Annotated in this window: 23 protein-coding genes; 8 read left to right on the top strand and 15 right to left on the bottom strand. The window is 66.7% G+C overall.

Annotated elements, in window-relative coordinates; translation table 11 throughout:
• Positions 1 to 8 precede the first annotated feature (8 nt).
• A complete protein-coding gene (locus tag BHS09_RS27020) occupies positions 9 to 290 on the bottom strand; it encodes a DUF1684 domain-containing protein (protein WP_140794370.1) in 282 nt (93 codons plus the stop codon).
• 234 nt (positions 291 to 524) lie between these two features.
• Here BHS09_RS27020 and BHS09_RS38665 point away from each other — a divergent pair, with 234 nt between their 5' ends.
• The gene (locus tag BHS09_RS38665; RefSeq protein ID WP_140856298.1) at positions 525 to 752 is read left to right on the top strand and encodes a hypothetical protein; all 228 of its coding nucleotides are present in this window, start codon (positions 525 to 527) and stop codon (positions 750 to 752) included.
• A 204-nt stretch (positions 753 to 956) separates the two neighbouring features.
• Here BHS09_RS38665 and BHS09_RS27010 read toward each other — a convergent pair whose 3' ends face one another.
• Positions 957 to 1,442 carry a putative immunity protein gene (locus tag BHS09_RS27010; protein ID WP_237079843.1) on the bottom strand — a complete coding sequence of 162 codons (486 nt, stop codon included), beginning with the start codon at positions 1,440 to 1,442 and terminating at the stop codon, positions 957 to 959.
• Between the two features lie 607 nt (positions 1,443 to 2,049).
• A complete protein-coding gene (locus tag BHS09_RS27005; RefSeq protein ID WP_140794368.1) occupies positions 2,050 to 3,045 on the bottom strand; it encodes an MYXO-CTERM-anchored inactivated metalloprotease in 996 nt (331 codons plus the stop codon).
• A gap of 969 nt (positions 3,046 to 4,014) precedes the next feature.
• Here BHS09_RS27005 and BHS09_RS39575 point away from each other — a divergent pair.
• Both BHS09_RS39575 and BHS09_RS39570 read left to right on the top strand, forming a co-directional pair.
• Entirely contained in the window at positions 4,015 to 4,650 is a 636-nt protein-coding gene (locus BHS09_RS39575; RefSeq protein ID WP_237077460.1) for a myxococcus cysteine-rich repeat containing protein, read from the top strand.
• A 31-nt stretch (positions 4,651 to 4,681) separates the two neighbouring features.
• Positions 4,682 to 5,098 carry a hypothetical protein gene (locus BHS09_RS39570; RefSeq protein WP_268737949.1) on the top strand — a complete coding sequence of 139 codons (417 nt, stop codon included), beginning with the start codon at positions 4,682 to 4,684 and terminating at the stop codon, positions 5,096 to 5,098.
• Positions 5,099 to 5,361: 263 nt separating this feature from the next.
• On the opposite strand, the gene BHS09_RS39565 is transcribed toward BHS09_RS39570, so the two are convergent.
• Complete coding sequence (locus BHS09_RS39565) at positions 5,362 to 6,066, bottom strand: hypothetical protein (RefSeq protein WP_237077459.1); 705 nt, start codon at positions 6,064 to 6,066, stop codon at positions 5,362 to 5,364.
• A gap of 325 nt (positions 6,067 to 6,391) precedes the next feature.
• On the opposite strand from BHS09_RS39565, the gene BHS09_RS26985 reads away from it, so the two are divergent.
• Both BHS09_RS26985 and BHS09_RS26980 read left to right on the top strand, forming a co-directional pair.
• The gene (locus tag BHS09_RS26985; RefSeq protein WP_237077458.1) at positions 6,392 to 6,772 is read left to right on the top strand and encodes a RidA family protein; all 381 of its coding nucleotides are present in this window, start codon (positions 6,392 to 6,394) and stop codon (positions 6,770 to 6,772) included.
• A gap of 595 nt (positions 6,773 to 7,367) precedes the next feature.
• Positions 7,368 to 7,898 carry an RNA polymerase sigma factor gene (locus BHS09_RS26980; RefSeq protein ID WP_237077457.1) on the top strand — a complete coding sequence of 177 codons (531 nt, stop codon included), beginning with the start codon at positions 7,368 to 7,370 and terminating at the stop codon, positions 7,896 to 7,898.
• Positions 7,899 to 7,903: 5 nt separating this feature from the next.
• Here BHS09_RS26980 and BHS09_RS26975 read toward each other — a convergent pair whose 3' ends face one another.
• Together BHS09_RS26975 and BHS09_RS26970 are read right to left on the bottom strand one after the other, a co-directional pair.
• Positions 7,904 to 8,512, bottom strand: coding sequence for a DUF417 family protein (locus BHS09_RS26975; RefSeq protein WP_140794365.1), 609 nt, complete (start codon positions 8,510 to 8,512; stop codon positions 7,904 to 7,906).
• A 94-nt stretch (positions 8,513 to 8,606) separates the two neighbouring features.
• The gene (locus BHS09_RS26970) at positions 8,607 to 8,786 is read right to left on the bottom strand and encodes a S8/S53 family peptidase (protein WP_201799737.1); all 180 of its coding nucleotides are present in this window, start codon (positions 8,784 to 8,786) and stop codon (positions 8,607 to 8,609) included.
• Between the two features lie 254 nt (positions 8,787 to 9,040).
• Between BHS09_RS26970 and BHS09_RS26965 the strand changes: the two genes are divergently transcribed.
• On the top strand, positions 9,041 to 10,360 hold the full coding sequence (locus tag BHS09_RS26965; protein WP_140794364.1) for a ferritin-like domain-containing protein: 1,320 nt from the start codon (positions 9,041 to 9,043) through the stop codon (positions 10,358 to 10,360).
• A 288-nt stretch (positions 10,361 to 10,648) separates the two neighbouring features.
• On the opposite strand, the gene BHS09_RS26960 is transcribed toward BHS09_RS26965, so the two are convergent.
• The gene (locus tag BHS09_RS26960; protein ID WP_140794363.1) at positions 10,649 to 11,371 is read right to left on the bottom strand and encodes a trimeric intracellular cation channel family protein; all 723 of its coding nucleotides are present in this window, start codon (positions 11,369 to 11,371) and stop codon (positions 10,649 to 10,651) included.
• A 105-nt stretch (positions 11,372 to 11,476) separates the two neighbouring features.
• On the opposite strand from BHS09_RS26960, the gene BHS09_RS26955 reads away from it, so the two are divergent.
• Complete coding sequence (locus BHS09_RS26955; protein WP_140794362.1) at positions 11,477 to 11,659, top strand: hypothetical protein; 183 nt, start codon at positions 11,477 to 11,479, stop codon at positions 11,657 to 11,659.
• A 20-nt stretch (positions 11,660 to 11,679) separates the two neighbouring features.
• On the opposite strand, the gene glsA is transcribed toward BHS09_RS26955, so the two are convergent.
• From glsA to BHS09_RS26925, 6 genes are all read right to left on the bottom strand, one after another.
• The gene (glsA, locus tag BHS09_RS26950; RefSeq protein WP_140794361.1) at positions 11,680 to 12,648 is read right to left on the bottom strand and encodes a glutaminase A; all 969 of its coding nucleotides are present in this window, start codon (positions 12,646 to 12,648) and stop codon (positions 11,680 to 11,682) included.
• Entirely contained in the window at positions 12,602 to 14,215 is a 1,614-nt protein-coding gene (gene gadC, locus BHS09_RS26945) for a glutamine/gamma-aminobutyrate antiporter GadC (RefSeq protein WP_140794360.1), read from the bottom strand. The genes glsA and gadC overlap by 47 nt, the downstream gene beginning before the upstream one ends.
• Positions 14,216 to 14,249: 34 nt before the next feature.
• Complete coding sequence (locus BHS09_RS26940) at positions 14,250 to 15,686, bottom strand: hypothetical protein (protein ID WP_140794359.1); 1,437 nt, start codon at positions 15,684 to 15,686, stop codon at positions 14,250 to 14,252.
• A 90-nt stretch (positions 15,687 to 15,776) separates the two neighbouring features.
• Positions 15,777 to 17,105, bottom strand: a complete 1,329-nt coding sequence (locus tag BHS09_RS26935; protein WP_140794358.1) for an APC family permease — start codon at positions 17,103 to 17,105, stop codon at positions 15,777 to 15,779.
• Positions 17,106 to 17,156: 51 nt separating this feature from the next.
• A complete protein-coding gene (locus tag BHS09_RS26930) occupies positions 17,157 to 18,617 on the bottom strand; it encodes a glutamate decarboxylase (RefSeq protein WP_237077456.1) in 1,461 nt (486 codons plus the stop codon).
• Positions 18,618 to 19,332: 715 nt separating this feature from the next.
• On the bottom strand, positions 19,333 to 19,983 hold the full coding sequence (locus BHS09_RS26925; RefSeq protein WP_237077455.1) for a LysM peptidoglycan-binding domain-containing protein: 651 nt from the start codon (positions 19,981 to 19,983) through the stop codon (positions 19,333 to 19,335).
• A gap of 273 nt (positions 19,984 to 20,256) precedes the next feature.
• On the opposite strand from BHS09_RS26925, the gene BHS09_RS26920 reads away from it, so the two are divergent.
• A complete protein-coding gene (locus BHS09_RS26920) occupies positions 20,257 to 20,823 on the top strand; it encodes a hypothetical protein (RefSeq protein WP_237077454.1) in 567 nt (188 codons plus the stop codon).
• A gap of 99 nt (positions 20,824 to 20,922) precedes the next feature.
• Here the strand turns inward: BHS09_RS26920 and BHS09_RS26915 are convergent, their stop codons facing one another.
• The gene (locus BHS09_RS26915) at positions 20,923 to 21,513 is read right to left on the bottom strand and encodes a GrpB family protein (RefSeq protein WP_174259342.1); all 591 of its coding nucleotides are present in this window, start codon (positions 21,511 to 21,513) and stop codon (positions 20,923 to 20,925) included.
• Between the two features lie 156 nt (positions 21,514 to 21,669).
• Positions 21,670 to 22,089, bottom strand: coding sequence for a hypothetical protein (locus BHS09_RS26910; protein ID WP_201800540.1), 420 nt, complete (start codon positions 22,087 to 22,089; stop codon positions 21,670 to 21,672).
• Between the last annotated feature and the right edge of the window lie 122 nt (positions 22,090 to 22,211).

The following is a 22,211-nucleotide window of genomic DNA, read 5'->3' as shown; positions in this document are numbered from 1 at the left end:
GCCTGCACTCACAAGGGAAGTCGGTTCTGGCGCGGTGGCAGCAAGTACAGACTGTAGGCGGAGATGGCACAAGTGGGGCTGTCGGCCCGGTTGAAGTCCCGCACCACCTTGTCCCCCACGGGCGCCTCGGCTTCGAGCTCGCGCCCCGCGCCGTAGGTCTCGTCGCGGTTGGTCTCGTCGGTGAATAGGAAGAAGAGCGCGTCCGTGCCCGCCTCCTGCCTCGCCGCGAGTCGGTGCTCGCGCCCGCCCAGGCGGAAGACGGCCACGCCCGGCGAGGGCAACTGCTGCACCGTGCCTCGGCGCCCACGCCGCGGAAGCTGCCCCAGGGGGGCTTGGGACTGCCCACTGCGAGTGCAAGGCTGGCCCCGGCGCGAGGGCCACTGCAGGACGGGTGGTGTTTGAGGCGCAAGCCATCGCCAACGGGCCTGGCACTCAGCTCGGAGGCCCCGTCAGCGGCCCTCTTCCTTATGCTCCTCGTGGACTCCTTCTGGCGCTGCCTCCGTTCGCCGCACTATCGTTGGAGAATGGCGATCTTCTGGTACCTGCTGGTCACTCTGCTCGGCGCGCTGGGAACCCTCTCTGTGCTGCGCGTGCTTGAGCGGCTCGTGTTCGGCGGCGGCAGCGGCCCCCTCTTGGTGCAGGCCGGCATGGGGCTCGGCCTCCTGATGCTGGCGAAACGGGCGCTGGACAAGGCGCGCGCGTCGCGACGCCCGGCCCGGCCCGCCGGGAGCAGCGATCCGAATCCTTCCTAGCGCGGGGCGGGGCGGGCGAACCTGGATGCCAGGAAAGGCATACGTCCAGGGCGGGGCAGGTCCATTTCAATCCCAGACACCCGCGCCTGCGTCAGGCATGGGCACGAAGGCATGCAATACTTTGCGCCGCGCGGCGGCGTCAGTCGGCGGAGGCGCGCGTCGAAGCGGGTGCCGCCGCCGGGCCGGGCCCCTCGTCCTCCAACGTCACCCGGTGAAGACGCCCCAGCAGATGTCGTTCCGCGCCCGCTGGTCTTCGAGGACCAGCTCACGGAGGGGAGCGGGGATTCGTTTCCGCTGCCATCCGAGCTCCTGCAGCCGGGCCCCTTCCGCGTCACCCTCGGATGCCGCCGCGGCGGCGGCCCGGATGGCGTACGCCGCCGCGCCCAAGTAGTGCGCAGCGACGTGGGCGACGGCCACCGCCTGGCCTGCCGCGAGCGCAGCGAACCTGGCTGGGTCAGGCAACCCACGAGCCGCGGCGTTGGCCACGAACGCGGTTTGGTGGGCGTCACGCATCCGCACCTCGCCCCTGATCCACGCCCGTCCCACGGCGATGGCGTCACGGGGGCGCGCGTCCTCGGGGCACGTGCTCTCGAAGAAGGGCAGGACGTGGTCCGCGCAGAGGGCGGCCCACTCCGCGAGCAGGTGGTGGTCCTCGTCGGTCAGGCTCCCGCCACGACGAATCTTGATCAACCTGGGGTCTCGCTCTTTCGGCAGGATCGGCATGGACAGATTCTCGCCCAGCCTCCTCGGCCGTGCGATGGGATCGGCGATGGGCGGCACGACGGGGACCTCGTGACGCGCTGTGCTCCCCCAGGCCGGAGCGCCGGAGGCGAGCACGGCGCCGCAGGGCGCGGCGAGGCAGGAGCCGAGGAATGCGAGGGGCCATGAGTGGACTGGGCGGGCTGCTCAATCAGGACACTCGCGGTGAACGTGTTCGCCTGCGTCAGGTATGGTAGGGGCCCCAAGCCCGCCGGCGTGTCGATGTCTGAAATCAGCTCCCCTAACCCCTTGCGCACTCGCAGCCGCAGGGGACAGGAGGACGTGTTACGATTCGACGAGCCGATCTGGCGCAGGGGACGGCGGGCCTGTTTCGAGCAGTCGACCCAGGCGGAGCGCAGTGCGGCCTGACCTCCCAGCGCTTGGTGACGGTGGTCATCCTTGGCGTGAGCGTGCGGGGCGTGGTGGGCGACGTGCTGGTTCGCCGGTGCGAGAGCAGCCAGCGATAAACGTTGGTGGCCTCCGGCTGAGTCGGAGCCAGGCCCCAGCCGATGTTCCAGTGGTCACCTCGTTTTTCTTGTTACCTGCGGATGTGTGTTCGAGGCAGGTCATGCCATCCGCGAGTTCTGCCCCGTGAGAGCTGGCGAGTGCGTCCAGCCCCCAGCAGGAGCATGAGCGCTCCGAGGAGTGGCACCGAGGAGGTGGTGGTGCAGCCAGACTTTGACGGAGCGCCGCCATCGCCGTCAGGGACGCCGTCACCACCATCCGGGACGCCGTCACCAGCGTCCGGGACGCCGTCACCACCATCCGGGACGCCGCCATCCGTTGAGATGATGCACCCGGGTGTTGGCAGCCCGCGAGGGTAGGTCTCGCAGATGCCCTGGAGCGTGCCAGGGTCGATGATGCGCTTCTGCGTATCGCCCCATGGCAGGAAGCGAGACATCGTGGAATCGGTGCGTGTCAGCAGGGTGAACCCCAGCCCCTCGCCGATGGAGCGCGTCACCAGGCTCTGGACGTCTCCGATGACGCAGCCGGGCTCGATGACTCCCTCGTCGCAGGGGGGACCGTCCAGCGTGGTGAGCATGCCATTGCTGTTGTTGAGGCTGATGGCGGTGCCGAGAATCTCACCGGTGGACAGCCGGAAATAGCTCGTCTCATCGACGACATCCTCCGGCGCGAAGGGCCAACAGTCATACTTGTCGGCACAGGATTCATTCTGCCAGCAGGCATCGTCATCAGGGACGATGTCCGGGCAGTTCACCTGGCGGAAGGTCACCAGCATCTTCCCGTCGAGAGGTTGCGGTGCGGGATGGGGCACATCCTCGCCGGGCGTGAACACCAGGTCCGAGCAGCTGGCCACGGTCTGGTTCCAGGTGTTGAACGCGGCGGTGACCGCGGCCCTCTCTTCAGCGGTCGGGTGGCCACCCGATGTGGTCATCGCATAGGTCACGGTCCTGTTACCGCGGCACAACTCCAGCCCTCCGTATCGTGTGCGTTCGTATGGCTGTGCCTGCGCGCTGGGCACACCGAAGAGGATGACGAGAGGAATGAGAAGAAAGACTCTGGAAGGGGGCATGTCCGGATAAACATAGACGGTGCGGGTGACACGCCGCGAGTTCCGGCGCAGGTCGAACAGATGTTCCGGTTGATGTCGAATGCGGCTTCCAGGTACGCCGAGTGTCCCAGGCACCCAAGGCGCGCACTCACGCGCGCCTGCGCCATGCGGACGGTCTCCCTCCTCCTGGTGACGCTCGATGCGAAGGACCTGCCAGTCCGGCTGCGTCCGCTCATGGACCAGCAGGTCGCGGTGCGGGTGGTGGAGATGCTGTCGCGGCGGGAGGGGGAGCCCGCTGGACGACGCGGGGGCGCGTGTCGCCGCCCGGGCCGCCGGGCAACTCGCGCACGAAGGGCTTTTCATCGCTCTTCAAAGCATAGCGCTCGGAGAGGAGGGGGGCGGTAGCGGCCGGATAGCCCTCCTCCTTCGCGAGGAGCAGTGCCCACGGGGCCGCATGCCGGAGCAGCGACAGGGAGACCGGCAGGACGGTGGGAGGTTCGCGAGGAATGCGTGGACCGGCTCGACGGACGAAGCCGCTCGTGTCGGCCACGCATTGGAATACATTTCGGTTTCTTCTCTCCCGAGAATGGAGAGGCTCCCCTCGGTTGGGCACGATGGTCCATGCCTTCGTGTCCAGGGAGGATGTCTCATGGCGTTCGTCGCGGCGTCGTCTGGCGAGACGGCTGTCCAATGGCATGCGTGTTTCGAAATCGGCGCGCGTGCGTTTGCGGCCCAGCCGGAACCTTGTGTCTAATCTGGAATTGGCGGCGCTTCGCGGTGATTGTCTTCAAGCCGCGCCGCCATCCCCATATCCAAGTGAAATGGAGCAAGACGATGAATGGCAGTCGAGTGGCCCCCATGTGCCGATGGATGTGTGTGGCCTTTGCGTTTGGAGTTTTGGGAGCGTGTGGGCCGCAAGTGGAGGAGGAATCCCTCGTGGCCGAGGAGGGTTGGACGGAAGTTGAGTCGTCCTCAAACAAGGTGCGGGCGTTGCCACTTGACCCGTACGCCGATGCGGTCGTCCAGCGCGGTGTCATCGCCGTCATCAGCCCTGGCAACGCGGTGGGCGCGCCGGATGGGAATGTCGCCAGCTTCCTGAGCCTCCTGGAAGGCTCGCTGCTGCTGGATATGGGCGCGGGAGAAGAGGGCACGGGCCCTCTGCGCATCTATTACCGGGGGTTGTCGTTGTCGGTGATTGCCCAGGTGGATTTCCTTCGTGAGGACCTGAGTCTCATCAGCACGGGGCAGGCGACCCTCCTGGACCTGGGCATCGGTACGCACTCCGCGCTGGTGCCCTTCAGCAGCGCGACGCCCTACCGGTACGTGCGGCTGCGGGGGGGACTGGCCGCGCTGTACAGCGTGGACGCCGTGGAGGACATGGGCTTTGGCGGCGGTGTCTTATGTGGCAATGGTCAGGTGGAGGCCGAGGAACAGTGTGACGATGGCAATCTGGTGTCAGGGGATGGCTGCGGCGTGAGTTGCCAGGTGGAGGCTGTGCGTGAACACGCCCGGTGGCTACGACTGCGTTGCCGGCGCCTGCCAGCCTCCCACAGTGCAGTGTGGCTCCCAGTGCGTGGATGTGTCGTCGGATGCATCCAACTGTGGCGCCTGCGGCAACGTCTGTGACGTGGGGCAGGCCTGCTCGGAGAGTGCTTGTGTGGCGGATGAAATCAAGCTGCAGATCGCCACGTCGTGGGCGCGCGCGGGCGATGGGGACCTCGTCGTCCGGACGCCCACGGGGAAGTTCATCCACGGTGGCAACCGGGGGCCCGGCGTTGAGACGGACTACGGAGCGCTGGACCGGATTGCGTCATCCGGGTGGGGGCCCGAGCGGGTCATCTGGTACGCCGGTGCGCCTCCGCCGGCGGGCCAGTACGACGTCTGCTTCAAGGCCGCGGCCTACCTTCCGCCGCCCTCCCCGCAGGATCCCGTCTCATACACCATCACGGTGAAACGGATCGGCCAGCCAGACCTGGTCGTCTGGCGCTTCGCCTTCAGCGCGGGCACGGGGGCCGATTGCTCCCCGGACCATCCGTCGTACGTCATGTCGTTCACGTACCCCAGTGGCCCGTAGATGACGTCATGAGCTGAGAGGACCTGGTTCCTCGCGGCACTGCCTGTCGTCGCGAGGAGCCCGGTGATGGAGCCAGCTCCGTGACGTGGCCTCGGGGGCCAGGTGTCACGAGTGCGGTGCCCCTCTCGTGCCTGTCACCGAGCCGGGGCGAGGGCGCTGGACGTTGCCTCGTCCTGGGTGGGCATCGGTGGGGTGGGGTGGACGTCGAGGTTGCCTGCAAGGGGGTTCGCCTCCGTGAGAGGCAAAGCCTTGCCCCCCGAACCTCAGTCGGTCGGCTTCTTCCCCGGGATGAAGACGGGGAGCACTCGCTCCTCCAGCCACGCGTCCATCATCCCGTCCTCGAGCAACTTCCCGACGACGTGGTAGCGCGACACCATCGCGGGGGAGGTGAGAGCGTCCTCGCAGACGACATTGGCTTCGCCCAGATAGGACGAGTGACACATCCACACCCGCGCGCTGTCATTCCAGAGGAACCCGACGTGGTAGTCGAGCCCGACGACGTAGAGCCCCGCGCCGGCGCGCCTTACGCGGTCGATGACCCCGGACACGGGACGGCCGCGAAACCGCCAGGTTTTCGTCGGGGGTGCCAGCGTCTTCACGATGTACTCGGCGGGCTGCTGGGCCATCCGCATGCGCTCGATGCGGAAGCCGGCGTCCCGCAGCACCGTGGAGACGAAGTAGCCACAAGCGATGCTTCCTGTGCGCGGTGTCTGGCTGTCGCCGTAGAATTCCCACGGCGTGCCGTACCAGGCGGGCATCAGCTGTCGGGTGATGGCATCGAGCACGGTTGCGCGGGCCTCGTCGCGCAAGGCCATGCGCCCGGCGCCGGGCTGGTGCCACCGCGTGCCGAAGGCGTGTCGTCGGGTCTCCAACTCGGAGACCATCTCGGCATAGGGCCGCTCTGGAAGTGGGGGCTCTCGCTCCGCGTCGACAGGTGCAAGGGCGAGGAGCAGCAGAATGGGAACCATGCAACGCTGGACGCCTGGACACGCGCGATGGTTCCCAGCGCGGTGTGCGTGCGGCGGCTCGCGTACCAGCTTGGCGCGACGCCCCTCTGTGCCAACCTGGGTGAGACAGTTCGTACCCAGCAGTTGAGTGTGCAGGGCGACTCAGGGAGGGGAGGGCTCAGGTGGAGTTCGGGAACTCGGGTCGGAGTATGTCGACGATAGAGGGCCGCCAGAGAATTTGGAGGTCCGCTGCTCGCAGCTCGCGATTGATTGGAAGCACATGCGGGACTACACCTCATGCTCCTTTGTCCCAAAGACGTTCACATCGCGTATCGGGAGAGCCCACATGATGAAGGCCATCAATCTGCCGGATAGACCCGCACCCCAATTCTATAGCCAGGCCATCGAGGTCACCGACGCGAAGCGCACGCTGTACATTTCAGGCCAGGTCGGCGTCGCTCCGGACGGAAGTGTTCCTCAAGGTGTCGAGGCGCAAGCGCGTCAAGCGCTCGCGAACCTCAACACCCTGCTGCAGCAAGCCGGCATGACCAACCGAAACATCGTCAAGTCTACGATCTATCTGACGGACGCTGCGCATTTGCCGGGCTTCATGGCCGCCGGCGCAGGTGCGCTCGCGTCGCCGCCGCCTGCGACCACGCTGCTCATCGTGAAGTCGCTGTCAGACCCGGCGCTGCTGATCGAAATCGAAGCCATCGCGGTAGGGTGAAGCGCGGCGCCGACGTCGGAATGAGAGGTCGGCGCTTTGCGTCGCGCGTGACAGACGTGTTTCATGGGGCGCCTCACGCAGTTGTGTGGGGCCCCTGCCCTGGATCGAGGCCGGGGTGGCCGTTCCGGTGGCACCTCTCCCGTGCTCACGGCCACCTCGAAATAGGCGCGACCCGGCTCGAACCCACGACCGGCCTGGGCAAGTCGATCATGGAAAGGGCCTCCTTGGCGAGCACGAGTCCCTGCGCGGGCGCGCTCCATCGCCCGGATGATGGGCGGTCGCCCCGCCCAGTTGGCGCTCGGCCCTCCTCGTCCCTGCTGCTCCAGCCGGCCACCCTCAACAGACTCCCTCTCCGTCTCATGCTCTCGACGAAGGTCACGTTGGCCGAGTATTGGCCACGTTCGCCTCGGAGCGGTTGCGGTTGCACGCGGCCTTGTCGGCGCAGTCGCGGAAGCAATCGCCGTCAGCAAGTTGGGTGGAATGCGCATCGGCGCATCGGCTACGTTGCGCCCTTTCGACGCAACGAAAGGCGTGCAGGAAGCTTCGCGCGGGGTCGACGGTTGCTCGCCGGTTCTGCCGCTGGAAGGAGCTGGAGATGGAGCGCAACGACGAGAAGGGGTTCTTTTCCTGGGTCACCAGCCTGGTGCGCGACCATCGTGGCGCGCTCGCGGCGGTGGCTCGAAACGAGGGCCTGCTCGCCGACGACGCGCTCGACGCCGTCCAGGACGCCTTCGCGACCTTCCTCGGCCTGCCCCATGCGCGGAAGCTCGCGTACGAGGAGGACGACAGCCGCAACCTCCTCGCGATCCTCGTGCGCAACCACTCGCGGAACAGGAGGCGGCGCCACGAACTCGCGCGGCCGCATCTCCGCGACAGCGAAGTGGTCGAGAGCCTGGCCGACGATCGGGAGAGCGTCGATTCGCTCATCGAGCATGCCGAGGCGCATGTGCTCGCCTTCCAATGCGTGGAGAAGCTCGCCGCGGTGCAGCGCCAGGTGGTGACGCTGCGCCTGCTCGAGGATCAACCGGGCGTCCGCGTGGCGAATCTCCTTGGCACCACAACCGGCAACGTCGCCGTGCTCCTGCACCGCGCGAAGCGTGAACTCCGCGAGTGCATGGAGGGGTAGCGCGCTCAGGCGGCGGCGCGGTGGAGCTGCTCGGCCGGCTGCGGCTTGCGCTGCGCCAGCCAGACCCGCGCGGAATCGGCCATGGTGACGATGGCGGCGCCGATCATGATTGCATCCTTGACCACCAGCCGCCCGCGGCCGCTCAGCCACGGAAAGCCGTGGTGGGCGTCGCCGAGCGCCGGCACCCAGCTCTCAGGTGTGGTGACGAGAAAAGAGAGCGTCACTACCGACATGCCGATCACGAGGGCGCTGCCGATCGCGCCGAGCTCGGGGCGCCACCAATGGGCGGCGATGAGCAGGCCGAAGAGCACGATCACGCCGCCGAGCAGGTAGGAGAACCCATAGGTCCCGTTCGCCTCGTGCCACGCGCGGTTGGCGGGAACGAGCGCGCCTTCGGCATTCATGTGCTGCCGGTATTCGGGGGCGTCGTACGTATAGACGAAGCTCATGACCGGGCTGTTGGCCACGAAGGGGACGATGCCGTCCGCTTCGTATTCGGCTACCTTGAGCGCGCCAATCCAGACGAGGACGACGATCAGGCCGGCGCGAAGGACGTTCATTCCGATGCGGTCGGCACGGGCGGCGAGGCGGAGGAGCGACTCGATACGGGACAAAGATGGATCTCCTGTTGTGGGATGCGCTCGAGCCCACGGTTTCGGACTCGAACGCTCGCGCTATGCAGTAGTCAGGTTTCGTCCCGCCCGGGCATTACACGGAGCATGCGTTGCGGACCGCCTGGTCCACGGCCTCCGAGACCTCCAGCCCGGCGCACAGGTTGGCGACAGCGGGGGACCGGTGATGGGCGGCGACCCCGTTGATGCCGGCGATGATGCTCGACAGGGAGCCCTCGCCATCACAGTTCAGGATGCGGACAGGGTGCAGCGTCACGGCCTGTGGGCCTGAGGTGGGCCGCCTGCCGCGGATGCGCCATGCCAGCGCGAGGGCGGCGTCATGTTGAGCCCGCTTGGACGCCGCTGCCGCGCGACTTCCGCAATCCGGGACACCGAGTGCCTCAGGTTTCTGAGTACGCTCGCGGAAAACACCGACATGTTTCAGCCGGTGACCCCGAGTTCCTCGAATGAAGCGTTCCTGGCATCGTCATTGCTTTCGAGGGCGAGGTCGTTTCTGGAGAGGAGTGCTACTTGAACTCGGATCAACTGCGTCGGCTCTTCGCTCGAGCGCTGAGTGCATCACTGGCGTCCCCTCTGCTGCTCACCGGTTGTTGCAGTGGGGGTATTTCCCTGGAAGGCTACTCACCCCCCATCTGCGATGATGGAAGACTGTCGGTCCGAGGGCTGTCTCCCGCGACACAGACGGACTTCGTCGAGATGAGGCTCCTCGCCGACCTGTACACCACGCCCCGGCAGCAGACCCTCGTGTCCTCGGGGACGCCGTGCGAGACCGCCACGCAGCCGGTGGCGTGTAACGCGGACCTCGAGGCCCTCTCCTCCGAGGAGGGGTTTCGCTCCCGCTGCGAGCCGGACTGCTACGCGTACTACCTCGTGACGACGCGAGGGGATGCGGTGGAGGCACACACCTCTCAAGAGGCGCTCCAGGCCTTCCTGGGCGACATCGACACATCTCAGGAGGCGCTGCTCCAGGTCTTCGCGGGGGGCTACGACCTGAACTGCACCGAGTTGGAGAAAGGCGCGGTGAAGGCCAACGCGGACGGGACCTTCAGCGTCGTCGCCACGAAGGGGTTCGCGTGTGGAGAGGGCTCCAACCTGACGCAGTATCTGCTGGATGTGACACCCTCGGGCGAGGTGCAGGTGAAGCAGACCCGCATCCTGGAGCGGGGCACGAAGGGGTGCACCGTGGGGCGCAGGCCCGCGGGCCTCCGCTCGGATGGCTCGGTTGCATGCGCGGATGAGCTGGGTCAGCACTTCGCGCTCATCGCCCACCTGGAGGAGGCCTCCATCACGGCCTTCTTGAGGCTGCGGGACGAACTGGCACTTCATGGCGCGGCGGTCGAGCTTCAGCAGGCGGCGCTGCGCAGCGCACTCGATGAGGTGGCTCATACGGAGGTGTGTGGACGACTGGCGCGTCGTCATGGCGCGGCGCCTGAGCGCGCGGTGGTGGCGCCGCTCCCGCCCAGGCCGCTGCTCGAGGTGGCGCTGGACAACGCGGTGGAGGGCTGCGTGCGCGAGACGTACGGCGCGCTGCTGGCTCACCATCAGGCCCTGCACGCGGAGGACGACGAGGTGCGCGAGGCGATGGTCCGTATCGCCGAGGACGAGACCCAGCACGCGGACCTGTCCTGGGCCATCGACCGTTGGGCGGTAGAGCGACTGCCGTCCGCCGAGCAAGAGGCGGTGCGCGCGGCACGTCAGCGGGCGGTGGAGGCGCTGCGTGCCGAGGTTTCCGCGCCGACCGATGCGGCGCTCCTGCGGGCGCTGGGGCTGCCCGAACCGGAGGTCGCCGTTGCGATGGTGGACCTGCTCTCGCGGGAACTTTGGAATTGAGGGTCCCCGGCGGATGCTCGGCGCGCGAGCCCTCCGTGGGCCTGGGAACTGAGTCGAGCGCGCGTCCGGTCCATCCACGGTTTCGGCAAGAGTGGGTGGACCCGGCGGTTCGCGGCAGATACCGGGTGTGTGAGGCGGCTGTACGGGAGGGGCCCTACGGATGTGGATGGCAAGGGAGTTGGTGCTCGTATGCCTGGGTAGCCTCGCCGCGTGTGGTGATGCCGAAGAGACTCCATGGCAGGAGCCGGGCCCGCGCAACGAGGACTGCGCTGGCGGAGAGCTCGCGCATCACCTCGGCTCCTCCTCCATCCCGTCGAAGCCGTCGCCCTTCATCGGAGGTTGGGGCCGCCGCGCCTTCTTCACGGGCAACCGCCAGCCGTGGCGCACGGAGAACAGGCGGACGAGCGCCCCCACGACGATGCCGGCGAGCAAGGCGATGCGCTTGTGTCCCGACAAGGAGAGCGCGAGGCACACCGCGCTCGCCGCGAGCGCCGCCAGCGCGTAGTAGCCGGGCTCCGGTCGCATCAGGGTGGGCGTGCGCTGGATGAGCACGTCGCGAATCATCCCGCCGCCCACGGAGGTGATGATGCCCATGAGGAGGGCCGTCCCGGGCGACAGCCCCACCTCCAGTGTCCGCTGCGTCCCCGCCACCGCGAACGAACCCAGCGTCAGCGCGTCCAGTGACATGAGCAGCTTCACCGTCGGCCCGTGCCGCAGCTCGAAGATGAACGCCGTGAAGGCGCCGCCGAACGCCGCCACCAGATAGGACGGCCGCACCAGGACCAGCGGCGGCCCCGCCTGGAGGAGCGTGTCCCGGAGGATGCCTCCGCCGATACCGGACACCAGCCCGAGCACCAGGAAGCCCATGAGGTCCAGCTTCCGACGCTCGGCCAGCAATGCGCCGAGCACCGAACCCGCGAACACGCCCAGCAGGTCCACGACGAGGGTCCCCAGTGAGAGGACATGCTCCTGGACCTCCGGTCTCGACAGGTCCGACAGGTCGATGTCCATGGACGTGCGCGCGCGTGTGGCGGCATCCGCTCCACGCCTCCTTCACCGCACGCTGGGGACGCGCGCGCGCGTGGGCAATCGCGGGACGACGCGCCGGGTGGCGGGATGCACGGCCCCTCGCCTGGGAAGGAGGACACAGGCAACCGTCTCCACCACGCACGGCATCGTCCTTGGCTGGGCCTGTGGGACCCGAAGACGGACGCCCGCCTGCCGCTGACCCACAGGGACGCGGTGCGCAACGACGGAAGGGACCGCATCCTCATCGCCCAGGTCCCCGTGGCCCGCTGAAAGACGCGTCGCGTCGTGCTTCACCTTGCCGGTAGCGAGGACCCGGTGGTGGTCGCGAAGAGGTTGAGGTCGAGCACCTCCGAGAGGTGCCGGATGGCCCGCTGGCTCCTCACGCTGTTGCCGAAACGGTCCAGTGGAGGGCTGAACGCGGCGATGGCGAGCCTGCCCGGAACGACGGCGAGGATTCCGCCGCCCACGCCGCTCTTGGCGGGCAACCCGACCTCGTATTGCCACGTGCCCGTGTTGTCGTAGAGGCCACTCATGGTCATCTCGGCGAGAATCCGAGGCACGTGCTCCGCTTTGACGGCGCGTTGCCGGGTGAGGGGGTTGATGCCCCCCGCGGCGAGGGTGGCCCCCATCACCGCCAGGTCATAGGTCGTCAAGCCGACCGAGCACTGGCGCGTGTAGACGTCCGTCGCCTCCATGGGGTCGCTGTAGAGGGTGTGGCTGCTGTCGAGCAGCCATGCGAGGGCGCGGTTGTGCTGATTGGTCGCGCTCTCCGAGCGGTAGACCTCATCCATGACCTCGAGCTTGCGGCCCGCGAAGGCACACACGGTCTCGTGAATCTTCTCCCAGCGGCGCGCCGCCGAGTCCGCGGGAATCAGGCTGACGGTGGCGATGGCCCCTGCGTTGACGAAGGGGTTGAGCGGCTTGCCGTCATGCACCACGAGCGCGTGGACGGAGGCGAAGGACTCGCCGGTGGGGTTGTCGCCTACCTTCTGCCGGAGGACTTCCGCGCCCACCTCGTCGAGCACCCGCGCGAGGGTGAACACCTTGGAGATGGACTCGATGGCGAACTCGGAGCGGGTGTCCCCGGCCTCCGTCGCCTGTCCGTCCGCGGTGATGACGACCAGCCCGAAGCGGTCGGGTTGGACGTGCGCGAGCACCGGGATGTAGCTGGCGTTCTGTCCTTCCTTCAGGTCCAGGAATCGCTGATGCGCTTCAGTGGTCGCCGCGCGGATGGTGGCGGGTGTCGTCGGTGCGCCCATCGGGTTGCCTCCTGTCGTGTGGAGTCATGGGAGGCCAGGCCTCCTCGTCGCCTTGCGTCGGAGCCGCGCCGGGGTGGCCCGAGGCGCCGGGCTTCTCCCAGTTGAAGGGGGCCATGTCGCGCGCTCCCGCCGCCGTGCGCCAGCTGGCCTTGCGCCGCGCATAGAGGATGAGGGGGATGGCCACGAAGAGGATGTTGCCGGCGATGAGGATGAGCACGTACGTCATCGGGCTGCCGACCTTGATTTGCGACGGCGGGATGAAGCTGAGCACGAACGCGACGAGCGCTCCGATGAGGCCCGCTCCGCCGATGACCCACATGCCCACTTCTCCACCTGGGACCCGGTAGGCGCGCTGCGTGTGCGGCTCGCTGTAGCGCAGGTAGATGGCGGCCGAGAACATCAGCATGTACATGAGGAGGTAGAGCGTCGACGTGAGCTGGCTGAGGATTTGATACGCGGCCTGCACCGACGGCAGGATGACGAACATCAACGCCAGGAAGGTGACCACCATCCCCTGCACGATGAGGATGTGGCTGGGCGCGCCGTGTCTGTTCCGTCGCTGGAGGAACGGCGGCAGATAGCCCGCCCGGCCCACGACTCCCAGCGCCGCCGAGGGGCCGGAGACCCACACAGTGACACTGCCCAGCACGCCCAAGAAGAGGGCCACTGCTATCGCCGGTGACAACCAGGCCATCCCAAACGCATTGAAGAAGTCGCGGTACGAAACGAGCAGGCTCTGCGTCAGGTTGATCTGCGTCTTGGGGATGATGACGCTGATGGCCAGCGTGCCGAGCACGAAGATCACCACCGTCGTCACCGACGCGATGAGGATGGCGAGCGGATAGGTGCGCGAGGGGTTCTTGGCATCCACGACGTGGATGGCGTTCATCTCCATGCCCGCGTAGAACAGGAAGATGGACGCGGCGAGCACCAGGTTTCCGAACTGGCTGAAGTCGGGAATCACCTTGTCCCAGCCGAGCTGAATCTGGATCGGTCGTCCCGAGGCCAGGTACGTGAGGCCGAACACGATGAGCAGCGCGGCGGGGATGATGGTGCCGATGAGGCCCGCCCACTTGGATATCTTCGAGGACGTCTTGAGCCCGCGCAGCGAGACGAAGGTCGCCGCCCAGTACAGGCCCAGCACGATGAGAATCGTGTAGAACTTGTTGCTGGAGAGTGCCTTGTCCCACGTCTGGTTGGGGCCGACGAACGCCAGCGCCACCGCGCCGAAGGTGAGCACCGTCGGGAACCAGATGGTCGACTCGATCCAGACCAGGAAGATGGCGAGGAAGCCCCAGCGGGGACCAAAGGCCTCGCCGACCCAGCGAAACACACCGCCCTTCTCGGGCCAGCCCGTGGCCAGCTCCGCCGCCACCAGCGACACCGGGATGAGGAAGAACACCGCGGCGAAGGTGTAATAGAAGATGGAGGTCAGTCCGTATTCGGCTTCCGCGGGCATGCCGCGAAGGCTGACGACGGCCGTGACGTTCATGATGGCCAGCGTGAGCACGCCCAGCTTGGGCGCCGCACTGGCGGCAATGGGTTTTCTGGTCGTCCCCGACTCCATGGAGTCTTCCCTCCGTCCTGGTTCGTGTGGTGTTTCAGTAGCGGTACTGGAGGGTGAGCTGTCCGCGGACGGCCTGTCCGGACTGGCTGTCGATGGCGCGGTTGTAGCCCCACAGCCCCTCGACGCCGGCCAGGACGCCCTTCATGGGTTTGGCCACCAGGTTCAGGGACGCGTATTGCGACCGCCGGAAGCTCTTCGCATCGAGCGAGGCTTCGAGGTCCCGGTCCCAGAGCTTGAGCCACCCATAGGTCGCCGTGGAGCTGAGCATGTGGGTCCACGCGTAGGTGAAGCCCGCGTAGGCCCCGAGCAGGGGGATGGCCTTGAGCGAGCCCGCTGTATTCAGCGCGGCGTCGTACTGCGCGCCGCCCGTGTCGTTGAGGTACGCGCCCAGGCCCTGTCCGCCGGAGATGCCGGCGAGCAGCGTGTGCTTGTGGGCGAAGTGGTAGGCGCCGGTCAGGTTGCCGCCGATGCCCAGCACCGTCTTGCTGTCCTTGCTGTCCTTGGACTGGATGCCCACCGCGCGCACCAGGCCGGCGAACTGCAGGTGGCCCCAGCCTCCCTCGCTGCGCCAGGCGACGACGCCGTCGGGGAGCATGTCGCGCGGCTCTCCCGCGGACGTGGGCACGTTGGAGCCAGGCTGTTCCAGGGCGACGTGGAGGAACATCCGTCGGTGCTTGTCGTGAGACAGCGAGTGGCTGTAGCGCGCCACGGCGCGCTTGGTGAAGACGAGCGCGTTGGGGCCCTCGAAGTCGAGGGTGCTCGGGTAGGCATCGACGTCCGCGAAGGTCGAATCGGTGAAGCCCGCCAGCACGCCGCCCAACTGCGCGTAGGCGTAGTTCGGATGGAAGCCGAAGGTGGGTTTGCCCTGGGCGAAGCTCGTGTTGAAGAGCAGCTTCATCGGGCCCAGCTCAGTCTTGCTGCGCATCTCCAAGGAGATGTCGGACGGGTTGGCGGTGGCCGTCGAATGGGTGCCCGGTGAGTGGAAGAAGGGTTGGCCGCGCACGGGGATGGCGGACGTGGTGAACCAGGTGGGCGTGCCCAGACGCTTGGAGCTGACCGTGAACGCGGTGGTGGCGCCGATGCCGATTTTCAGGAAGACCTTCGTGGCCGGAATCCGGAAGTAACCGGGCAGCCTGGTGTCGAACACCCCGTGGTCGGGCCGTGGAGCGAAGGCCTGGGTGTTGGAGGGGAGCATCAGGTCGAGGAAGGGCAGCTCCAGGAGTGCCAGCTCCTCAGCGGGCGACAGGGGCGCGGGGGACGTGTCTGTCTTCGCGTCCTGGCTCGTGGAGGACTCGGGTCGAGAGGAGCCTTCCGTGGAGGGCTCCTGGGCCTGGGCGTCCCAGGCGGGGGTGCTCAGCGCAGCCATCAGCGCGATGGCGACGCCGCGAACAGGGAGCTGCTGAGAAGGGGCTGAAGAAGTCATCGGGTCCGTTGCCACCACGGCGAAGTGGCTGAAAGCGTAGGGACCCATTGGTGCCAGTCATCCCAGCCAGGGAGTCTTACCCGACGTTGGAAAGCGGGCTTCCCTCCTGCCCGTGCGGAAGTCGCGCGTGCGGGACTGTCAGCGCGCGCGGGAGTGCGGCAGGCCGTGGTGATGCGATTGGATGAGCCACTGGACGAGCGCGCTGCCCGCGACGGCGACCACGGTGAGGACGAGCGAGAGCGGCTGGGTTTTCGCGGAGCTGGCGAGGAAGGTGATGAGGACGACACCCATCAGTGCCGCGCCCACGCCAATGACGGCGCGCGAGGCTCCCGTCTGGCGCGCGAGCTTCCAGCACGCGACGTGGACCGCCATGTAGCTGATGAGGAAGGTCGCGCTGGCGACATTGGCGATGGCGCCCAGGCTCATGGTGTTGACCATCACCAGGATGGCGACCACGCCCCACATGAAACCCTTCGTGCTCTTGCCCTTGAGGGGCGTGCTGAAGGCTTGGGGGAGTTGGCCGGCGCGAGCCTGTGCGGTCGACACGTTGAGGGCGGCGAAGAGCGTGGCGTTGATGGCCGACGCGGTGGCGAGCAAGGCCCCGAGCGCGACGATGGTGAACCCCGCGGAGCCGAGCACGGGCCGGGCCGCCTGGGCCACGGCGGTGTCCGCGTTACGGGCGAGCTCCGCGGGTGATACCAGGGACAGGACTGTCACGGAGAGCCCCACGTACAGCACCGTCACCACGCCGATGGCCAGGAAGATGGCCTGGGGAATGGTCTTCTTGGGATTGGCCACATCCGACGCGGCGTTGGCCATCATGCCGAAGCCCGAGTAGGCGAAGAAGCACAGCCCCACGCTCGAGATGAGGCCGGTGAGCCCCAGGTTGTGGTGCGTGTTCAGGTGCTGCGTTCCGCTCTGGGCCATGGAGTCGATGCCCACGGCGAGCAGGCCGCCCAGGATGATGAGCTTGATGGACACGAGGGCGACCTCCGCCTTGCCCACCGCGCCAGAGCCGACGGCATTCAGGACCGAGAGCAGGATGACGATGACCGAGCCGAAGATGCTGAACCAGAGGTGTCCTCCGCTCGGGAGGAAGAGTCGGGTGGCGTAGGCTCCGAACGTCTTGGCCACCATGGCGATGCTGATGGCCAGGGTGATGAGGTAGATGAGCGAGAGGGTCCCTGAGACGAGCCCTCGCCCGAAGCCTTCCTCGAAGAAGAGGGTGATGCCGCCGGAGCTGGGGTAGCGCGAGCCGAGCTTGGCGTAGGAGTAGCCAGACAAGAGGGTGACGACTCCCGCGAGCGCGAACGAGAGCCAGGTCTTTGGGCCGACGAGCAGCGCGGCCTGTCCCAGCAGCGCGAAGATGCCGGCTCCCACCATGGAGCCGATGCCGAGCGCGCTGACCGCCCAGATGCTCATCGTCGCCCGCCGCGCGGGCGGGCCCTTCGTTGGTTGTTCCGCCATGAGGTGCCCTCGCTGTTGGCGTTCCACCTGGCTCCGCCCCGTTCACCCGACTCAGTGGTGGTAACCGGAGGCTTCCTCCCTCGACATTGGCGTACTCACTGGGTGGCGGTGGAAATGATCGATGCTGGCGTGAAGGTCGTGTACCAGCAGCGTGGCCAGGTCCCGGCTCACGCCATGACGGACCAATACCCGCTGCACCACCATGTCTTCCAAATCCGCGGGCATGGGATAGGCGGGTACCAGCCAGCCGCGCTCACGCATCCGGTCTGCGAGGTCGTAGAGCGTGAAGCGTGGGCTCACGCCGTCTTTCATCCTCCAGCACACTCCCGGTACTCCCCCCCGGCCGTCGTAGATGATCTCGAAGATACCCAGCTGTTCGACCGCCTTCGCAATGAAGTTCGCGGTGTCCGAGCATGCCTGCTGGACGCGCTGGTAGCCTGTTTTCCCCAGCCGCAGGAAGTTGTAATACTGAATGGCAATCTGCCCGCCTGGCCGTGAGAAGTTCAATGCGAACGTCGGCATGTTCCCGCCCAGGTAGTCCACGCGGAATATCAGCTCTTCCGGCAGGTCACTCTTGTCACGCCAAACGACCCAGCCGCAGCCCAGGGGCGTCAGCCCGAACTTGTGACCGGAAGCGTTGATGGACTTTACTCGATCCAGGCGGAAGTCCCACACCACGTCTGGGTGGATGAACGGAGCGATGAAGCCTCCGCTCGCCGCGTCTACATGGATGGGGATGTCCAGGCCCGTTCGGCGCTGGAGGTCATCCAAGGCGTCGGCAATTTCCTTTACCGGTTCGTAGAGCAGGTTGTAGGTGATGCCCAGGGTGGGAACCACGCCAATGGTGTTTTCGTCGCAGTGCTTGAGCACCTCCTGCGGCGTCATTGTCATCCGCCCGGGAGCAAGCGGAACCTGCCTTAGTTCCACGTCGAAATAGCGCGCGAATTTGTGCCAGCAGATTTGCACTGGACCGCAGACGAGGTTGGGCCTGTCCGTGGGCTTCCCTTCGGCAGCGCGCTGCTTGCGCCAGCGCCACTTCAGTGCAAGGCCTCCCAACATGGCGGCCTCGCTGGAGCCCGTGGTGGAGGTGCCGATTGTGTCGTGCGCGACAGGAGAGCGCCAGAGGTCGGCGAGCATGTTTACGCAGCGCGTTTCAATTTCCGCTATCTGCGGATACTCATCCTTGTCAATCATGTTCTTGACAAGGCACTCATCCATCAGGCGGTGCACTTGAGGCTCGGACCACGTCTGACAGAAGGTCGCCAGGTTCTGCCGCGCGTTGCCATCGAGCAGCAACTCGTCGTGCACCACTGCGTAGGCGTGGTCTGCGCTGTGCTCCTCGTCCGGGATGCGGAACTTGGGCATCGCGATGGAGAGGTCAGGCGACGCGTACACGTCGTCATTGATGCGGGCGCGGATTTCTTCTCTCCCTCGAATTGTCATAAATGTTCCTTGATAAGCAGGTGGCCTTTGTTCATGGATTGAGATGGTTCTCGTGGATGGTGTCGCCATCGGTCTCCCGGGACGGGCGGGAAGCGGAGCTTGCGCTCACTCGGCTCGGCGGCACTCGTTGCCGGACGTCACCCCGCATCCCCAGGGTGGACCTGCACGCAATGGAGGGCATTCCATGTCGAAGCATCCGGGGACGAAGATGGGAAGGGGCGCAGAGGCGCTCGCCTGTGTGATATGTCTATTTTTGGGGGCCAGGCGCCGCCCGTTCTGAGCCACCTGAGGTCTCAAATCGACAGGCGTCCCGACAGAGTGACGAGGTCTCAGCGACAGAGGCGAGGGCGGCACTCCAGCGCGCCTACGTTCGCTACAAGCCGCCCGCGGGCAATCCGCTGGTGAACGCGGGGCCATCACCGCGGTGAGCATGGTTCCAGCGAAGGATGCGAACCACCGCTGACTTCGCTAGGCGGCCGTTGTCTGTCAACGAGGACGTCTACCGTTCTGAGTCCAGCACCAACACGCGCAACCGCGCCAATTTCCTGGCTGCTCAAGTCCTGCGCCGCGCACCGCTCTCCCGCCGCCCTTCATCGGCCGTAGCCTGGGAAGAGGGCGCTCTGTCCGCCAACACTGCTCCCTCTTGAGTCCCTGTGGGCGGAGGCGAAGGGGGCGGCCCTTCCGGACGTGCTCGCTCCCGCGTTTTCCCTCCGCTGGAAACGACGAAGCCCCCGACCCTCTACAGGGCCAGGGGCTTCCAGGGATGTCATCTGCGCAGCAGGCACTATGCGATGGGCATGAAGACCTTGAAGCCCGTGCGCCCGCTGTTGGTCGTGTTGCGCTCGATGAAGTCGCTCGCGGACGAATGACCATCACCCAGGGTGACGGCCGTGTGGCCGTAGATGCTGCCCAGGCGCGTGGAGGTGCTCTCCCAGGTGAGGACGAGGCCCGGAATCTTCAGCGCCTCCTCCAGCGACATGTTGACCTGCTTGAACTTGTCGCGCGGCAGGTTGTTGTCAATCTGGTTGCCGTTGCCCGACACGCCAATGCCCAGGGCGTTGCGGATGGCCCGGCTGACGCCCGTGGCGCACAGGCCCTGGCTGTTGTAGCCGCCCATGCCCATGGCCGCCGAGCGGGCTGCATCCGCCAGCCGCCGCATCGCGGCAGACGCGTTGCTGGGCCCCGCGCCCGTCGGTCCGCCCACGTCCGCTCCACCGCTTACGTCACCCGAGGGGCCTCCACCGCGAACGCCCTGACGGCCGCCACCGGCGTCGAAGCTGTCGCGACCGGAGTGCCCGATGCGCAGCGTGTTCCCCGCGTAGATGAGGTCGGGGTTCGCGATGTTGTTGTCACGGGCCAGCTTCTCCACCGTGGTGCCGAAACGGGCCGCCAGGCCGGAGAGGGTATCGTTGGGACGGATGCGGTAGTTGGACATGGAAGCTCCTGCCCCCATTCTCGCGACTTCCCCGGTGGAGTTGCTTCACCCTTCCAAGATTCTTGGATTGTTTGGGGGAGCCTTCGGGTTTCACCCAGAGCGACACTTGTGCCTCTCCATGTGCGGACTCACCCATGGCGTGCCAGGAGCCGGACATTGTCCCTCCCGTGGAGCGGTCATCGCGCCGCACGTCTACGACTGCCCCCTCTGCGCCTGATGCTGGCGCGAGGGCAGGGTCTTTCCAAAGCGGAAGTCCGCGAGCCTCCCGTGGACATGGCGTCACCGTCCTCCACCGCGTCACCGTCCACAGCCTCGCCGACGCAGGGCTCCGGGGTGGCGCCGGATGACGACTATTCGCTTGGAGGGCATCTGGTTGTCGGGACGCTCCTGGGCGGCGTCGGGCTCTTCACTGGCACGCTGGTGGGAGGATTGGTCGGCGCAGTGCTGGATCGCAACTGCTCGCTGACGCGCTGCGGAGACACATTCGCGTTCGCGATTCCCATGAGCCTGGGGACCGCGCTCGGAACGTCGCTTGCCATCTACCTCACGGGGGACAAGTTCAACGGGAGGGGCAACTTCGGCCCCACCTTCCTGGGCGCCGCACTGGGAGCGGTTCCATTCGCCTTGCTCACGACCAGCCGCCACGATCGCGTGGCGAGGATTGGCACCGCCGGGATGCTGGTCACTCCTCTCATCGGTTCGTTCACGGGCTACTGGCTTTCACGATCGCCGAGCTCTTCGCACGGGACCGCGCGCGCTGAGCTGCCGGACGCCCGGGGCGCTCCGGTGCTGGGCCTGACTCAAGGGGGTGGGCTCGTCGGGGTGACGGGACACTTCTGAGCCTCCGCGATGCGGATGAGACGCAGTTCCTCTACGGAGACTGTTTGGGGGAGCCGGCGGAGCCTGGCGATCACGACGACGACCGGCACGCGCCGCGCCTCAGCGAATCCAGCCCGCCGCGCGAAAGATCCGCGCGTAGAGGTCGCGGATCACCGGCTCCTTTCGGCGGTTGTATTCCACCACATCGTCCATGCCTTCGGCGGATGTGTACTTGACCGCCGCGTAGCGCTGCCGGTCGTCGTCGTGCTCGCGCAGCCAGTCGCGGAACATGACGTGGCGAATCACCTCGGGGCAGTCCGGGCCGAACACATGCAGGTTCACGCGTGGCGCGGCGAGCCGCAGGCAGCGGTGCTGATGCCAGGACGGCTCGCGGATGATGAGGTCGTAGCCCAGGCTCTCGAGGGCAGGCACATAGTCGTCCTCGCGCGTGGGGTCGGCGACGATGAGGTCGATGTCGATGATGGGCTTGGCGGGAAGGCCCGGCACGGCGGTCGAGCCGACGTGCTCGACCTGCATGGCCGATGCGCCCATCACACCCTGGATGGCCACGGCAAGCTCCGCGTAGCGCGTCGGCCATCCGGCATCATAGGGAACGACTGCAACTTTCTCAGGAGCGGGCTTTCCTTTGACCCAGGGGTCCTCGTCTGGGTCGGCATCGTAATGCCGCATGATGTCTTCGGGGCGTGGCATGCTGGGCATCCTCGTTCAGCTTCACGTTGTTGCCCATGCGAATCTCGCCATGCGCTGACGCGGAGTCCTTCCGTAAGCTCCGACGTATGTCGTCAACTCCATGAGTTGAGTCAGTGGTCGCGCGGTATCGCTGCTGAGCATGACCTCCTCCGGCGATCACGGGCCAACGGTATCGGCCGGGGCATTCCAATGACGGAAGCGGGTCTTTAGCTTCTCGACGGTAAAGCGCCACTTCGGCGTGGTCGGCTGACAAACCGTGTTCTGGTTGCCGAACAGCCCGACCTCGTTGATCGCGCGCGACTCCGGAACGGTGTCGAGCCACTTCACTCGGACGAAATACTCCGCCTTCTCAGGGTCGTTGGCTGTCGCCCTGTACTTCTCGCTGTGCCTTAGCACCTCGAGTGCGGACTGTAGCCCTTGCGCTGTGGGGACGTTGAACTCACTGGCGGGGCGGGCAGATTCCACCACCCGACCGACGCCGACATAACCCTTCTTGGGAACCTTGACCCAGACGCGGTCCCCAGGGGACAGCAGCTTGAGTGTCTGGCTGTACCAGCTTCCACCGCCGCCGCTCACGTAGCCATACTGCCGTGCATCCTCCCAGCTCCGCGAACTCGCATCGCCGAAAGAGACGTAGAACTCCCCGTTCCACGGCTCCCTCTCGCCCCTGCTTCCAAGGGAGCGCAACGACTGAAGGC

It is taken from the genome of Myxococcus xanthus, assembly GCF_006402735.1.
In the GTDB taxonomy this organism is placed as follows: domain Bacteria; phylum Myxococcota; class Myxococcia; order Myxococcales; family Myxococcaceae; genus Myxococcus; species Myxococcus xanthus_A.
Note: the sequence above shows the minus strand (reverse complement) of the source record. Positions and strands in the feature narration are given on the sequence as shown.

Coding starts and splice junctions, on each gene's coding strand:
- BHS09_RS26925 (WP_237077455.1), bottom strand. CDS start 19,983: ATGTCCAACTACCGCATCCGTCCCAACGATACCCTCTCCGGCCTGGCG.
- BHS09_RS26980 (WP_237077457.1), top strand. CDS start 7,368: ATGGAGCGCAACGACGAGAAGGGGTTCTTTTCCTGGGTCACCAGCCTG.
- glsA (WP_140794361.1), bottom strand. CDS start 12,648: ATGGGCGCACCGACGACACCCGCCACCATCCGCGCGGCGACCACTGAA.
- BHS09_RS39565 (WP_237077459.1), bottom strand. CDS start 6,066: ATGGTTCCCATTCTGCTGCTCCTCGCCCTTGCACCTGTCGACGCGGAG.
- BHS09_RS38665 (WP_140856298.1), top strand. CDS start 525: ATGGCGATCTTCTGGTACCTGCTGGTCACTCTGCTCGGCGCGCTGGGA.
- BHS09_RS26935 (WP_140794358.1), bottom strand. CDS start 17,105: ATGGCGGAACAACCAACGAAGGGCCCGCCCGCGCGGCGGGCGACGATG.
- BHS09_RS26915 (WP_174259342.1), bottom strand. CDS start 21,513: ATGCCACGCCCCGAAGACATCATGCGGCATTACGATGCCGACCCAGAC.
- BHS09_RS27005 (WP_140794368.1), bottom strand. CDS start 3,045: ATGCCCCCTTCCAGAGTCTTTCTTCTCATTCCTCTCGTCATCCTCTTC.
- BHS09_RS26960 (WP_140794363.1), bottom strand. CDS start 11,371: ATGGACATCGACCTGTCGGACCTGTCGAGACCGGAGGTCCAGGAGCAT.
- BHS09_RS26930 (WP_237077456.1), bottom strand. CDS start 18,617: ATGGCGACACCATCCACGAGAACCATCTCAATCCATGAACAAAGGCCA.
- gadC (WP_140794360.1), bottom strand. CDS start 14,215: ATGGAGTCGGGGACGACCAGAAAACCCATTGCCGCCAGTGCGGCGCCC.
- BHS09_RS26985 (WP_237077458.1), top strand. CDS start 6,392: ATGATGAAGGCCATCAATCTGCCGGATAGACCCGCACCCCAATTCTAT.
- BHS09_RS26920 (WP_237077454.1), top strand. CDS start 20,257: ATGGCGTCACCGTCCTCCACCGCGTCACCGTCCACAGCCTCGCCGACG.
- BHS09_RS26940 (WP_140794359.1), bottom strand. CDS start 15,686: ATGGGTCCCTACGCTTTCAGCCACTTCGCCGTGGTGGCAACGGACCCG.
- BHS09_RS26955 (WP_140794362.1), top strand. CDS start 11,477: ATGCACGGCCCCTCGCCTGGGAAGGAGGACACAGGCAACCGTCTCCAC.